12 protein-coding genes are annotated in these 13,498 nt (G+C 70.8%); 6 read left to right on the top strand and 6 right to left on the bottom strand.

The genetic code is table 11. The features are described 5' to 3' along the window. Positions 1-21: 21 nt before the first annotated feature. Entirely contained in the window at positions 22-282 is a 261-nt protein-coding gene (locus tag OOK07_RS25265; protein WP_266683018.1) for a hypothetical protein, read from the bottom strand. A gap of 206 nt (positions 283-488) precedes the next feature. On the opposite strand from OOK07_RS25265, the gene OOK07_RS25260 reads away from it, so the two are divergent. Further along, positions 489-749, top strand: a complete 261-nt coding sequence (locus OOK07_RS25260) for a WXG100 family type VII secretion target (protein ID WP_266519330.1) — start codon at positions 489-491, stop codon at positions 747-749. Positions 750-1,173: 424 nt separating this feature from the next. Here the strand turns inward: OOK07_RS25260 and OOK07_RS25255 are convergent, their stop codons facing one another. The 3 genes from OOK07_RS25255 to OOK07_RS25250 form a co-directional block, all read right to left on the bottom strand. Beyond that, positions 1,174-5,646 (bottom strand): FtsK/SpoIIIE domain-containing protein, encoded by a 4,473-nt coding sequence (locus tag OOK07_RS25255; RefSeq protein WP_266802019.1) that lies wholly within the window; start codon positions 5,644-5,646, stop codon positions 1,174-1,176. Between the two features lie 43 nt (positions 5,647-5,689). Next, the gene (locus tag OOK07_RS43495; protein ID WP_353962327.1) at positions 5,690-6,331 is read right to left on the bottom strand and encodes a BamB-related PQQ repeat family beta-propellar protein; all 642 of its coding nucleotides are present in this window, start codon (positions 6,329-6,331) and stop codon (positions 5,690-5,692) included. Positions 6,332-6,448: 117 nt separating this feature from the next. Then, positions 6,449-7,297, bottom strand: coding sequence for a menaquinone biosynthetic enzyme MqnA/MqnD family protein (locus OOK07_RS25250; protein ID WP_266683017.1), 849 nt, complete (start codon positions 7,295-7,297; stop codon positions 6,449-6,451). A gap of 308 nt (positions 7,298-7,605) precedes the next feature. Here OOK07_RS25250 and OOK07_RS25245 point away from each other — a divergent pair, with 308 nt between their 5' ends. Beyond that, positions 7,606-7,809 carry a cold-shock protein gene (locus OOK07_RS25245; RefSeq protein WP_003992177.1) on the top strand — a complete coding sequence of 68 codons (204 nt, stop codon included), beginning with the start codon at positions 7,606-7,608 and terminating at the stop codon, positions 7,807-7,809. Between the two features lie 175 nt (positions 7,810-7,984). Here OOK07_RS25245 and OOK07_RS25240 read toward each other — a convergent pair whose 3' ends face one another. Beyond that, positions 7,985-8,557, bottom strand: a complete 573-nt coding sequence (locus tag OOK07_RS25240; protein ID WP_266798648.1) for a helix-turn-helix domain-containing protein — start codon at positions 8,555-8,557, stop codon at positions 7,985-7,987. Between the two features lie 68 nt (positions 8,558-8,625). On the opposite strand from OOK07_RS25240, the gene OOK07_RS25235 reads away from it, so the two are divergent. The 4 genes from OOK07_RS25235 (at position 8,626) to OOK07_RS25220 (ending at position 11,364) form a co-directional block, all read left to right on the top strand. Then, positions 8,626-9,357: an AzlC family ABC transporter permease gene (locus OOK07_RS25235; protein WP_266798646.1), complete on the top strand. Its 732-nt coding sequence runs from the start codon at positions 8,626-8,628 to the stop codon at positions 9,355-9,357. After that, positions 9,354-9,668: an AzlD domain-containing protein gene (locus OOK07_RS25230; protein ID WP_266798644.1), complete on the top strand. Its 315-nt coding sequence runs from the start codon at positions 9,354-9,356 to the stop codon at positions 9,666-9,668. The genes OOK07_RS25235 and OOK07_RS25230 overlap by 4 nt, the downstream gene beginning before the upstream one ends. Positions 9,669-9,831: 163 nt before the next feature. After that, positions 9,832-10,482: a class I SAM-dependent DNA methyltransferase gene (locus OOK07_RS25225; protein WP_266798642.1), complete on the top strand. Its 651-nt coding sequence runs from the start codon at positions 9,832-9,834 to the stop codon at positions 10,480-10,482. A 117-nt stretch (positions 10,483-10,599) separates the two neighbouring features. Beyond that, positions 10,600-11,364, top strand: coding sequence for a PIG-L deacetylase family protein (locus OOK07_RS25220; protein WP_266683012.1), 765 nt, complete (start codon positions 10,600-10,602; stop codon positions 11,362-11,364). A gap of 18 nt (positions 11,365-11,382) precedes the next feature. Here the strand turns inward: OOK07_RS25220 and OOK07_RS25215 are convergent, their stop codons facing one another. Continuing rightward, the gene (locus OOK07_RS25215) at positions 11,383-13,302 is read right to left on the bottom strand and encodes an AMP-dependent synthetase/ligase (protein WP_266798640.1); all 1,920 of its coding nucleotides are present in this window, start codon (positions 13,300-13,302) and stop codon (positions 11,383-11,385) included. Positions 13,303-13,498 lie beyond the last annotated feature (196 nt).

The raw sequence follows: 13,498 nt of genomic DNA, 5'->3' as shown, positions 1-13,498 counted from the left end.
CGAGGCGGCGTCAGCGCCGGCTCACTTCTTCTGGTTCTGCAGGTCCTTGGCGTCCTTGGTGCACTGGTGCGCCTCGTCGCGGAGCGCCTGGGCGACCGTGCCGCACGTCGTCTGCCAGCTCTTCAGCTTGCCGCGCACATGGTCCGCGTTCGGCCCCGACCAGGATTTCATGCCGACGGTGCTGTGCTTCTTGGCTGCGTCGACGAGCGCGTCGACGTGGTCAGCCAGCGACCTCAACTGGCTGGCACGGTGGTTGAGTTCCTGTATGTCAGGATTTGCCATAACAGCCTCCCCCGCTGTCTCAAGAGCATCAGCATACCGACGCATGGGTCCCGTTTTACCTGGCCCTCCTGCCCGGATGACCACGGTTTGTTCACCGGATGATCAGATCTCCGGCAGCACTGGACGACGGCTATGTGTGGTGCGGTAGCGTCCACTGTTGCAAACGGACAGTCCGGTTGCCTCTGAACCACACGGGGAGGATCGCCATGGATCGCGGTGCAGATCTTCAGCAACTCCGGGAGCTTTCCAAGCTCTTCGCTCACAAGGCTCACGACCTCCAGGTCCTGATCAAGGACCTGGACGGCAAGACGAGCCACAGCGAGGGCTTCTGGAAGGGCCCCAAGGCCGACCGCTTCCGCCACGACTGGCACGACGTCAAGCCGACGTTCTCGAAGTGGGTCGACACCCTGAACGAGGCCAGCAAGTCGGCGCAGACGAGCGCCGACAACATCGAGCGCGCCACCTGATTCCTGGCCGCCCGCGCGGATGACACTGCCCCCGGGGCGCCGGCCGAGAACCCACGGTTCCGAGTCGGCGCCCCGGCGGCGCGTTCAGGCCCCTTGGTGACACCTGCCCGCCCCTGGAGCGACCCGCCGCCCGTCACTCCTGTTGTCGCCCGAGGCACGCACCTCGGAGACGGGCTTTGCGAGCGGGCGCGAATGCGATCGCATTCCGGAAGGGGCCTGGCCGGCCACTCATAGGCGGCCTTGGCCTCCTGCGAGAACTTCTCCGCCTCGCCCCAGAGCTTCTCGGACAAGTGCGACTGGAAACCGATGACGCCGGCCACGAGTCCAGCATGCACGGTCCATGTCGCCTTGGGGTCGCCCAGGTCCGTGACTGCCTTCTTCAGATGCTTCCAGGCGACGTCCCACATTGCTCTTTCTCGTGCGCTCAGCCGTTCATGACCCCCTGAATCGGCATGAACGACCCACCCGACACGAACAGTCCGCTGCCCGCCGTGCCGCCCCCGCTGTTCGCGGGGAGCCGGATGCCGAAGAGTTCGCCGTCCGACGGGCTCTGGGGTGTCAGCAGTACGCCGTTGCGGGACTTGCGTGCCTCGACGGCGAAGCCTCGGTACTGCCCGGAGAGGCTGTCCGTCGTGCCGGCTGCGAGCAGGCCGATGCCGCCGTCGGCGCCCTTGCGGACGACTGCCTCCAGGGCCTCGTCGAGGCTTGTGTCGTAGAGGAGTTCGGCATCGTCGGCGACGACCACGTAGGTGCCGTTCGGCGCCTTGGCGGTCAGCTCCGTCAGGTCGTCCTCACGGCTGTCGGCGTTGAGCACGCCCAGGACTCCGTCCCTGCCCTCCAGGTCACGGAGCGGGGAGCGTCGCGGGGTGACCAGCACCACGGGGGTGCCGGAGCGCAGCAGGGACTCCGTGGCGGCCAGCAGCACGGTGGAGCGGCCGGACTTCGGCGGGCCCGCGATGACGAAGCCGGGGCCGTTCTCCTCCAGGTCGACGCCGACGGGGTGGAGTTCGTCGCCGCCCACGCCGATCAGCGCCCAGAGGCGGGACGACGGAGCGAAGTCGGGGTCCAGGGCCAGTGCCTCCGACGCCGTGATGCGGGACGGCAGTGCGTCCACCCGCAGAGGGCGGCGCTGGGCGGGAATACGGGCGTAACGTGCTCGCGCCTCCTCCGCGATCTCACGCAGGGCGCGCACCTGCGCCTGCCCCGCCGGGTCCTCGGCAAGGAGACCGATCTGGGTCTCGTTCACGCCCATGTCGGTGATCCGCAGCGCACGGCCCGGGGGCATGTTCTTCGGGACCTCGCGGGGCTGGAGGCCGGCCGTGGCGTAGTCGCTCGGGTCGGCGAAACGCATGACGAGCCGGTCCGCGAAAGCGGAGGAGACGTGACCGCTCAGGCCGCTGCGGTCGGCCGTCATCACCACCTTCAGCCCCACCGCCGAACCTTCACGGAAAATTCGCTGGGCCGCTTCGAGCAGCGAGCCGTAGTTGTAGTTCTCGAAGGTGGAGGCGAAGCCCTCCCAGCTGTCCAGGAGGAGCACCATCCACGGCAGACGGTCCTCCGGCGCCGCCCCGGCGCGCTGCTCGGCGGTACTGGACGCGCCCTCCATCGCGAGCAGCCGCTGCCGGCGGGCGATCTCAGCGAGCAGGCGGTCGATCAGGCGTCGTACGCGATCGGGTTCGTCGCGGGTGACCACGGCGCCCACGTGCGGCAGCCGCATCAGCGGCAGGAGGGCGTTGGAGCCGCAGTCGATGCCGTAGAGGTGCACGTCGTGCGGGGAAGTGGCGCGTGCCAGCGAACCGGCCAGCGTGCGCAGGGCCGTCGAGCGGCCGGAGCGGGCGCCGCCGAGCAGCAGCGTGTGCTCGCCGTGGACCAGGTCAAGGGCGAGCGGCGTGCGGCTCTGCTTCGCGGGAAGGTCGATGAGGCCGTACGGGATCGGCGCCACGTCGGCACCGGAACCCGCCGCCCCGTACTCCTCCAGTTCCTGCAGGGTCACCTGTTCCCCCAGCGGCGGCAGCCACGGGCTGCGCTGTTCGCCGTAGCCCATGCGGGCCGCCCCGTCGCGGACCGCGTCGACCAGGACCGCCAGGTCGGTGACCATGGTGCCGTCGTCGCCGGCCTGGTCCTGCTTGGGGAGCGGTCGGCTGTAGGCGTTCCAGGCCAGGGGCAGGAGCGTCGCCTTCGGGCCGGTCTGTCCCGTTGCCGGGCGGCGGCCACCGATACGGGCCGACTGCACGCCGACCAGGGACTGGGCGCCGGAGCGGACGTACATGCGACCGGGGGTCGACTTCGCGATCGCGCCCGAGTCCGGGGCGTCGATGACGTCCTGGGATTCCGAGGCGTCCGTCACGCGCAGCGCGATCCGGAGGTTCGTGTTGGCCCGGATGTCCGCGCTCACCACACCCGCCGGGCGCTGTGTCGCCAGCACCAGGTGCACGCCCAGTGAACGTCCTCGACGGGCGATGTCGACCAGGCCCGCGATGAAGTCCGGGAGTTCGGCGACCAGGGAGGCGAACTCGTCGATCACCAGCACGAGTCGGGGCATGGGCTCCAGCTCGGGGCGGAGCTTGCGGGTGTCGTTGTAGTCCTCGATGTCCTTGGCGGCCGCGTCGAAGAGGATTCGCTCGCGCCGGTGCAGCTCGGCCGCGAGGGAGGCCAGGGCCCGCTCGGTGAGATGGGCGTCGAGGTCGCTGACCATGCCGACGGTGTGGGGCAGCCGGGCGCAGTCCATGAACGCGCTGCCGCCCTTGTAGTCGATGAGTACGTAGTTCAGGGCGTCCGGACGGTTCGCCACCGCGAGTGAGGCGATGATCGTCTGCAGCAGCTCCGACTTACCGGCACCGGTCGTACCGGCCACCAGCGCGTGCGGTCCGTCCCTGCGGATGTCCAGGACGAACGGGCCGTCCGCCGCGATGCCGATCGGGGCGGAGGTTGTCGCGCCACCCGTGTGCCAGACGCGTTCCACGTCCGCTCCGGTGGGGTTGGGCATGTTCAGCAGGTTCAGCAGCCGGGCCGAGGTCGGCAGCGCGGCGCCGGCGTCGTCGCGGCTGACGTCCCGAACCGGCGCCAGGGAGCGGGCGAGCAGCTCGCACCACTCGTAGGTGACCTGGTCCGCCAGGATGTCGCCCACGCCCTCCATGCCGTAGCCGCGCACCCGGACGTGATGAGCCGCGTCCGGGGACCAGGCGACGACGGCCTTGCACTCCTCGGGGAGGAGCCGCTCGTCCTCGTCGATGCAGAGGGCGATGATGCCGTACTGCGGCCCCTCGGTGAGGAGTTGGGGGACGCCGGGGACGCGCCGGAGGAGGCGGGCGCCGTCCAGGATGAGCAGGATGTTGGCGTCCGGATACAACTGCCCCATGGCGTTCTGCTGTTCGCGGGCCGCCTTGCGCCGGGTCAGCTCGTTCAGCAGCTCGTTGACCCTGCGGGTGATGCCTTCCGAGTCGAAGCCGACCAACGCCACGCAGTCCTGGCCCTGTTCGGGGTTGGTGTGGGGCAGCCAGTGGGTCCAGTGCCACTCCGCTCCGGCCGCCTGGGTCGCCGACAGGGACACGAGGGAGAGGTCCCGGGGGCTGTGCAGGACGGCGGCCTGGACGCTGATCCAGCGGGCGGTGGCCATCGCCCGCGCGCGGTCACCGGCGATCCCGACGACGCCGAGCCGGGTGAAGGGGAGGGTGACCGGGACGTCCGGCAGGACCGGGGGCTGCGGACTCTCCTCGTCGCCCGACACGCCGCCGCGCGCCAGGGCGAGTTCCACGTCGGACTCAAGCCCGCCGACGCCGATCCTGAGCAGCATCGCGTCGGGGTCGGTGAGACGACGTTCCCACAGGCGGCGGCGCGGGCCGGTGGCGAAGAGCAGGATCTCGGCCGGGTCGGGGGCGTCCTGGCGGCGGGCGCGCTGCTCCTCCTTGCCGAGGACGGCCAGTTCGGCCTTGTGTTGCGCGAAGTCCTTCTTGTACTGCTTCAGCGAGGTCTTGTCCTTCTTCTTGCCCTCGCGGTTCTCGCTGATCCACTGGCCGAGCATCATCAGCGGGCTCATGAGGCAGAACGCCAGCATGTAGATCTGTTTGGTGACGAAGTACATGCCCAGACCGAAGAACAGGGGCATGATCGCCATGAGGAGCTGGAACTTGGCCTTCTCCCCCTTGCCGGGCGGGACCGGCACCACGAGCCGTCGTCGGGGTCTGAGGGGGGACAGCCTGGGCGGGCGGTTGTAGGCGAGGCCGCCTTCGCTCATCAGGGACAGATGGGCGTCGGGCTCGGCCACCCGGTCGAGGACGAGGAGCGAGTCGCCGATCCGGACGACGCCGCCGAGCGGCCAGGACGCCGCGGTCTCCACCGCTTCGTCGTCGAGCAGGACCTCGGCGCCGCCTTCGGCACTGACCTTGGTGTCGCCCTGCAAGTCGATCGTCACCCGGAGCGCGACCTGCGGCAGCGACGGGTCGGACACGGGCAACGTGCAGGTCGGCGCGGATCCCACGGTTGCCGCTCCCACGCCCAGCCGGACCACCCGGCCGGCCGCGGGTCCGCCGGCCACCCTCAACTCGTACTGGCCGACCGGCTCGCCCTTGCGCAGGAGCGGGCCTATCGAGTCGTCCACGGACACGCGCATGCCGTCGCGCAGTACGGTGGCGGCCGGTGCCTCCGGATCGCAGTACAGACCGTCGGCCCACAGCGAGGGAGCCCGGGTCGCCGCCGCTCCGTAGCCGGGCATCGGGACTGCGGTCGTGCCCGGCATCTGCACCACGTTCCCCGCGCCGTGGCCCGGGTGTGGTGCGGGTTGCCCGAGGGCCGCCCCCAACACCTCGGCAACATCGCCGGCGGTGGCCATGTCGTCCGTTGCGATCACAACGTCGTGCGGCTCACCACCTTCCTGCACGACCGTGACCAGCATCCGCATGGCGGTCATCCTCCCGTCGGCCCCTGTGGCCCCGTGCGTTACATCAGCTAACGGAGACTAATGGCAGTGGCTGCTTCCGCGCTCGGCCGCCCCTCCACAGGGCATCGCGCGACCGGCGGCGTACGACAGCGTCAGCGGCGGACGACAGCGTCGGACGGCCGGCAGGGCGTGGACCTCCTGCCCGCCCGTCACCAGCAGCCGGTTGCCCGACAGGGCGACCTGGCAGTGGGCCGGTGGCGTCCGTGCTGTCGGTCCAGGTACAGCGCACGCACCCTGCCGGCCCCGGCCACCAGCGCGATGATGCCGCCGCCCATGTCACCGGCGGAGCAGTGCTGCAGCGCCGTCCCGGCCCGCACGAACCTTCTCGCGTCAAGCGGTTGCCGTCCTCGCAGAGCCGGATCCGGTTGCCGTTCCCGGCGTTGGCGGCCCGGATGCCCCGGTCGAGGTCGGTGGCGTACAGCACGCCGTCGATGACGGTCGGGTCGTGGAAGCCGCGGCGGCCACTCGGCGGGAGCGTCCACACGGTGGCGCCCGTGTCAGCGTCGATGGCCGTCAGCTTCTCACCCGGCAGAAAGACCGGGCCGTCCGCGACCGCGGGCCGCCGACGAAGGCAGTCCGTCGACGGCGGCGAACTCGGACTTCGCCACCCCCGACGGGCCCGTCGCGCCCAACTCGGAAAGCGCAGTTGTCAGCCCTGGCGCTGTAGCACGCGGACTACGGGCTGGAACCCTTCACGGCCTCTGGCTCGACGCAAGGGTGCGGCAAGGCCGTGGCAGGGGCTCTGAGGCCTGCAGCGCGCTCCCTACGGCTCCAGCAACTCCACCTTCACATCCGCCGGGAATCCCGTCGTCGGGCCCACGCGCCGGGCGAACTCCGTGACCGCGGCCAGCTGGGGGCCGCCGAAGCGGAAGTCCAGCGTCGTGAAGTACTGCTCCAGGATCCGCTCGTCGAAGGCTTCCCAGCGGGCCGCCTGTTCGGCGACCTTGCCGACCTCCTCCAGGGAGAGGTTGCGGGAGGCGAGGAAGGCCTCGTGGACCTTGCGGGTGATCTCCGGTTCGCGGGCGAGGTAGTCGCGGCGGGCGGCCCAGACGGCGAAGACGAAGGGGAGGCCCGTCCACTCCTTCCACAGCGTGCCGAGGTCGTGCACCTCAAGGCCGAACCGCGGCCCGTCGAGGAGGTTCGCCCGCAGGGCCGCATCCCCGATGAGTACGGCCGCTTCGGCCTCCTGCATCATCAGGCTGAGGTCGGGGGGGCAGGTGTAGTAGTCGGGCTGGACGCCGTAACGCTCGGCGAGGAGCAGCTGGGCGAGACGGACGGAGGTGCGCGAGGTCGACCCGAGGGCGACCCGGCGGCCGTCCAGCTGGTCCAGCGGAACCTGCGAGACGATCACGCAGGACATCACCGGGCCGTCGCATCCCACCGCGATGTCCGGGAAGGCGACCAGGTCGTCCGCGTTCTTGAGGAACTCGACCAGGGTGATGGGCCCGATGTCGAGGTCTCCTTGCACCAACTGCTCGCTGAGCTTCTCCGGGGTGTCCTTCGTCAGCTCGAAGTCGAGGAGCGTGCCCGTCCTCGCGAGCCCCCAGTACAGAGGCAGGCAGTTCAGGAACTGGATGTGGCCGACGCGCGGCCGGGTGCGAGAATTGTCCACATCGCGAGGCTAGACCCTATGGGGTACGGTGCACCCTTCAGGGTGGTGCGGCGCCTTTGCCGGTGTCCCGCCAGCCCCGTGCGGCACTTTCAAACGTTCGGGTGACGTGATCTTGCCCTCTATTGCTTTCGGCTGCCTGCGTGCTAGGCTCGCCGCAAGTTGCAGTTTGGTTTCCCTTGCAGTACAGAGCCTGCGGAGCATGTAACCGCGGGCTCTAGTCGTTTTCAGACGTATGCAGTAGTGCGGGACTTGTTTTCACACTTGCAGGGTTCTGGAGCAGGGCAACCCTTTGGGCCCAAGGAGGGCTTATGGCTACCGGAACCGTGAAGTGGTTCAACGCCGAAAAGGGCTTTGGCTTCATCGCCCAAGAAGGCGGCGGCCCCGACGTCTTCGTTCACTACTCCGCGATCAATGCGAGCGGCTTCCGCTCGCTGGAGGAGAACCAGCAGGTCTCCTTCGACGTGACCCAGGGCCCGAAGGGCCCGCAGGCGGAGAACGTCACCCCCGTCTGAGTCTTCGGTCTTCGGAGCCTGGTGCTTTGATCCGGAACAGATAGCAGTACCCAAGGAGCCCCGTGCCGCAAGGCAACGGGGCTCCTGCCTTTCCCGCACAGCTACACGGACCAGTACACGGCTCGGTCCGCAGCCCAGTACCCGGCTCATACGCGAGAACCTCACACACGAGAACTCACACGTGCTGCATCACCAGCACGAACGTCGCCCCGGGCGCCAGCGCCTCGTACATGTGCGGCACGTCCCCCCGGTAGGCCATGTAGTCCCCCGGGCCGAGCTCCGCCTGTTCGCCCGGCGGGCCCGCCTTCACCCGGCCGGCGCTGACCACGATGTGCTCGACGGTCCCCGGAATGTGCGGCCGGGAGTCGCGGACGGTGCCGGGCTCCAGCCGGACGGAGTAGATGTCCCGGCGGGCTCCCGGCGGACTGGCCGACAGCAGGGTGGCCAGATAGCTGGACTGCTCGGAGTGCACGGTGGGCCCCTCCCCCGCCCTGATCACCTGGACGGCCGGGACCGGCGGCTCCACCAGTGCGCTGAACGGCACGCCGAGCGCCACCGCCAGCGCCCAGATCGTCTCCATGCTCGGATTCCCGCTCGCCGCCTCCAGCTGGGAGAGCGTGGACTTGGCGATCCCGGCCCGTTTGGCCAGCTCGGACAGGGAGAGCCCGGCCCGGGTGCGCTCGCGCCGCAGCGCCGCGGCGATCCAGTCGAGGGGGAGCCGGGAGGGCGGAGGAGGCGCATCGGACATGTTGTTCGCTCCATCGGTACGATCGTTCGCCTTGACGAACACGGCAGCTGCTGTCCATTCTAGAAAACATGCGTTCGCTGCAACGAACACTCAGCAGAGGGATCGGCAGGGGCATCGGCAGAGGAGTCTGCGGGGGCCGCCTCAGCAAAGACCTCGTCCGCGACAGCTCACTCGTCTGGCTCGCAAGCGGCATCGTCGGTGTGTCCTTCGGCGCGATCTCCGTGGCCGGCGGTTTCCCGGTGTGGGTTCCGGTGGTGATGTCGCTGGTGGTGTACGCGGGATCGGCCCAGTTCAGCGCGGTCGGCGTGCTGCTGGCCGGAGGCGGTCCGCTCGCCGCGGCCGCCACGGGCCTGCTCCTGAACACGCGGACGGCCGCGTTCAGCCTCGCGGTGGCGGACATCCTCGGCCGGGGGCGGGCGGCGCGTCTGCTGGGCGCCCATCTGGTCACCGACGAGACGGTGGCCTTCGCTCTCGCCCAGCCGGATCCGGTACGGCGCCGGGCGGCGTTCTGGGTCTCGGGCATCGGCCTGTTCGTCGTGTGGAACGTGGGCGTCCTGGCCGGGGCGCTGGCCGGGGGCGCCCTCGGGGACACGGCGGCGTACGGCCTGGACGCGGCCTTCCCCGCGGTGCTCGTGGCGCTGGTCCTGCCCACCCTGCGCGAGGACGCGCGCATACGCCGGTGTGCGCTGCTCGGCGCCGCAGTGGCCCTGGCGGTGACGCCGGCCGTTCCGGCGGGGGTGCCGGTGCTGACAGCACTGGCCGGACTGTTCCTGTACGGCCGTAAGGAGGCGGCGAAATGACCGCGACCGTTGCGCTGATCCTGGCTCTGGCAATGGGGACGTACGCCTTCCGGCTGGTGGGGCCGGTGCTGCACGGGCGGGTGAAACTCCCGGTAAGGCTGCAGGAGTTGATGGCGGCCGGGGCGGTCGTCCTGCTCGTCGCGCTGCTGGCGACGGGGGCGCTGACGGAGGGCGGGGGGTTCGCCGGGTGGGCGCGGCCGGGCGGGGTGCTGGTGGCGGGTGTGCTGGCCTGGCGGCGGGCGCCGTTCGCGGTGGTGGTGGTGGGGGCGGCGGCCACCACCGCGGTGCTGCGGATGACCGGGGTGGGGTGAGCGGCCGGGTGCCGGGGCGTTGCGGCGCCGAACCAGCTCCGGCGATCGGGCAGCACAACGCGAAGACGGCCCTGCGGGGCGACAGTCAGTGGCCGGGCCGGGCCACGGCCGCCGGAACCGCTACGGGTATCGATGTCAGTGGCCGCCGGTAGCGTCCCCGGCCATGACCGACACCGACTTCCTCACCGCCACCCGCACCTTCTACGACGCCGTGGCCGACGACTACGCCGACCACTTCGGCGACGGGCTCACCCACCGGCCCCTGGACCGGGCCCTGCTCGCCGCCTACGCCGAACTCGTGGGCTCTGGCGGGCCCGTGGCCGATCTGGGATGCGGACCGGGCCGGACCACCGCGTATCTCGCCTCGCTCGGCCTGCGGGTGTTCGGGCTGGACCTGTCGGAGGGGATGCTGTCGATCGCGCGCCGCGAGAACCCGGTGCTGCGGTTCGAGCAGGGGTCGATGCTGGACCTCGGCCATGCGGACGGCAGCCTGGCAGGTGTCGTCTCCTACTACTCCTCCATCCACACCCCTGTGGACCGGCTCCCGTCCCTGTTCGCCGAGTTCCACCGTGTGCTGTCCCCCGGCGGTCACCTCCTGCTCGCCTTCCAGGCCGGAGACGTACCGCGCCGGCACGACAACCCGTGGGGCCACCCCGTCTCGCTGGACTTCCAGCGGCGCCGCCCGGAACACATGGCGGACCTGCTGACGGAGGCGGGGTTCGCGCTGCTGTCCCGGACCGTGCGCGAGGCGGACGAGGAACTCGCGGAGCCGGTCCCGCAGGCCTGCCTCATCGCCCGCAAGCCCCGCGCCTAGGACCACTCGGCCCTGGCCCGGCCGCCGGGTCGGCACCCGTTCCCTCCGGAGAGCCGCCGGCGCGCAGGGATGGCACGGTGATGTGGCCCGGCTCCCGCAGCGGAAGGTGATCCCTCGATGCCCCTGCCGAACCTCCTCGCGGTCTTCGCGCACCCCGACGACGAGTCCCTGTCGGCAGGCGGCGTGCTCGCCCGGCACGCCGCCTCGGGCGCGCGGACCGCCGTCGTCACGGCGACCTGGGCCGAGGAGACAGGGCGTGCCGCGGAGCTGGCCGACGCACTGCGCGTCCTTGGGGCCGGCAAGCCCCGGATGCTCGGGTACGCCGACGCGAAGGTGCCGGAGTCAGCGCCGGGCAGCCCCCGCCTCTGCGACGCGCCGCTCGACGAGGCGGTGGGGCGACTGGTGGCGCACATCCGGGAGTTCAGGCCGGACATCGTCGTCACGCATGACGCATACGGTGGGCTGAGCGGGCATCCCGACCATGTCCACACCCACCGGGTGACCGTGCTCGCGGTGCAGGCCGCAGGCTGGGGCGGGCTGTACCCGCGGGCCGGCGCGCCCTGGCGGCCGGGCGCCCTCCATCTCGCCACGCACCCCGACTCCGCCGCCCGTGCGCTGGGCGGCGTCCTGCTGCGGCCGGGCCGGGCGATGTACAGCGTGCCGGACGAGTGGATCACCGCGGCCGTCGACGTCGGGCCGTGGATCGGGCGGAAGCTGGACGCCGTACTGGCACATCGCAGTGAGGTGGAGCGGGGCGCCCTGCCGGGGCGACTGGCCGCGCTCGCGCCGGAGGTCCGGGCCGGGGTGATGTCCACCGAGTGGTACGTGCGGTACGGCGCCGTGGCCGCCCCGGCAAAGCCCCTGCCCGGGCTCACCGTGTGACAGGGGCGGGCGGGCACATCAGCGCTCGTACAGCGCCTCCACGTACGCCGCGAAGTCACGCATCACCGTCTCCCGGCGCAGTTTCATCGACGGCGTGAGATGGCCCCCCTCCTCCGTGAAGTCCCCGGGGACGATGACGAAGCGGCGGATGGACTCCGGGCGGGAGACCAGTTTGTTCGCCTCGTCCACCGCTCGCTGCAGGATCGCCCTCAACTCGTCGTCGTCGACCAGGAGTTCGGCGGGAACGGGGTGCCTGCCGTTCATCCGGCGCCAGTGACTGACACCCTCCAGGTCCAGGGTGATGAGCGCGGCGATGTAGGGGCGGCGGTCCCCCACGACCATGCACTGGGAGATCAGGGGGTGCGAGCGGAGCCAGTTCTCCAGGGGGGCCGGCGCCATGTTCTTGCCGCCCGCGGTGATCAGGATCTCCTTCTTGCGGCCGGTGATGGTGAGGTAGCCCTCGTCGTCCAGGCGGCCGATGTCGCCGGTCGCGAACCAGCCGTCCGTCTGGGACGGGATCACTCCGCCGCCCTGCGGGTCCCAGTAGCCGCGGAAGACCTGGCCGCCGCTGAGCAGGATCTCGCCGTCGGCCGCGATACGGACCTTGGTGCCGGGCATCGGCCAACCGACCGTGCCCAGGCGGGGTTTGAGGGGTGGGGTGACCGTGGCGGCGCCGGTGGACTCGGTGAGGCCGTACCCCTCGTAGATCTCCATACCCGCGCCCGCGTAGAAGGCCGCGAGGCGGCGGCCGAGCGGGGAGCCGCCGGAGATGAGGTGGCGGATCCTGCCGCCCATGGCGTTGCGGATACGGCGGTAGACGAGCTGGTCGTAGAAGGCGCGGGACGTCTTCAGTGCGGCGCTCGGGCCGGAGCCCGTGCCGGCGTGGCGGGCCTCCATCGCCTCGCCGTAGCGGACGGCGACACTCGCCGCACGGTCGAAGGCGGAAGCACGGCCGCCGGACTCCGACTTGGCCCGCGCGTTGTTGTAGATCTTCTCCAGCATGTAGGGGATGCAGAGGAGGAAGGTCGGGCGGAACGTGGCGAGGTCGGCCAGGAGGGCTTCCGCGTCCAGGCCCGGGGCGTGGCCCAGGCGGACCCGGGCCCGGATGCAGGCGATCGCGACCATGCGGCCGAAGACGTGTGACATGGGGAGGAAGAGGAGGGTGGCCGGGTCCTCCGTCGACTTCGACTTGAAGATCGGGTAGAGGAGTTCGGTCGCGTTGTCGACCTCCGCGAGGAAGTTGCCGTGCGTGAGCACGCAGCCCTTGGGGCGGCCGGTGGTGCCCGAGGTGTAGATGACGGTGGCGAGCGTGTCGGGGACCAGCATGCCGCGGCGTACGGCGACCTCCTGCTCGGGAACGGGCGCGCCGAGTTCGGCCAGGCGCTCCAGGTGCCCCTTCTCGACGACCCACATGTGGCGCAGGTCGGGCAGACGGTTCAGCTCCGGGCCGAGGGCGGCGGCCTGGCCCACGGTCTCGGTCACCAGGGCCACCGCGCCGGAGTCCTGGAGGATCCACCGCGTCTGGAAGACGGAGGAGGTGGGGTAGATCGGCACGGTGACGAGGCCCGCGGCCCAGGCGGCGAAGTCGAGGAGCGTCCACTCGTAGATCGTCCGCGCCATGACGGCGATACGGTCGCCGGGGACCAGCCCTTCCGAGATCAGCCCCTTGGCCAGCGACATGACCTGCGCCGCGAACTCCATCGCCGTCACGTCCGCCCAGTGCCCGTCCTGCGTACGGCGGCTGAGGACGCGCGCGTCGGGCGCGGCGTCCGCGTTGTCGAACGGCAGGTCGGCGAGCGAACCGTGGATGGGCGGCGCGACGAGCGACGGCACGGACACCTCGCGCACCTCCCCGTCCAGCCGCCGGATCTCGGGCTCGACGAGCTGGGGCACACCGTCGTAGTCGGACGCGGACGGGTAGGGCACGGACACGGACATGGCAGCTCCTGGGGCGTGCAGCTCGATTCCGCTCTGCTGTGAAGTACGTGCAGTGCGTGCCGAGACGTTCACCGGCGGTGCGCGGCTGAAGGGTTACCGCGGGTAGGACGGCGATCCTACGATGCCCGGATGGGGAGTTGGTGCGTGTTCGGGAATGGTCCCGGGCTGGGCCTGTGCAGTTAGCTCAGCGGGGTGG

Source organism: Streptomyces sp. NBC_00078 (assembly GCF_026343335.1).
Classification (GTDB): domain Bacteria; phylum Actinomycetota; class Actinomycetes; order Streptomycetales; family Streptomycetaceae; genus Streptomyces.
The sequence above is the reverse complement of the archived record's forward strand: the minus strand, read 5'-3'. Positions and strand labels throughout refer to the sequence as shown.

Bases quoted from the DNA above. Each gene is read 5' to 3' on its own strand.
- OOK07_RS25245 (WP_003992177.1), top strand. From the start codon at position 7,606: ATGGCTACCGGAACCGTGAAGTGGTTCAACGCCGAAAAGGGCTTTGGC.
- OOK07_RS25215 (WP_266798640.1), bottom strand. From the start codon at position 13,302: ATGTCCGTGTCCGTGCCCTACCCGTCCGCGTCCGACTACGACGGTGTG.
- OOK07_RS25255 (WP_266802019.1), bottom strand. From the start codon at position 5,646: ATGCGGATGCTGGTCACGGTCGTGCAGGAAGGTGGTGAGCCGCACGAC.
- OOK07_RS25235 (WP_266798646.1), top strand. From the start codon at position 8,626: ATGCGTTCGCTGCAACGAACACTCAGCAGAGGGATCGGCAGGGGCATC.
- OOK07_RS25230 (WP_266798644.1), top strand. From the start codon at position 9,354: ATGACCGCGACCGTTGCGCTGATCCTGGCTCTGGCAATGGGGACGTAC.
- OOK07_RS25220 (WP_266683012.1), top strand. From the start codon at position 10,600: ATGCCCCTGCCGAACCTCCTCGCGGTCTTCGCGCACCCCGACGACGAG.
- OOK07_RS25260 (WP_266519330.1), top strand. From the start codon at position 489: ATGGATCGCGGTGCAGATCTTCAGCAACTCCGGGAGCTTTCCAAGCTC.
- OOK07_RS25240 (WP_266798648.1), bottom strand. From the start codon at position 8,557: ATGTCCGATGCGCCTCCTCCGCCCTCCCGGCTCCCCCTCGACTGGATC.
- OOK07_RS25265 (WP_266683018.1), bottom strand. From the start codon at position 282: ATGGCAAATCCTGACATACAGGAACTCAACCACCGTGCCAGCCAGTTG.
- OOK07_RS25225 (WP_266798642.1), top strand. From the start codon at position 9,832: ATGACCGACACCGACTTCCTCACCGCCACCCGCACCTTCTACGACGCC.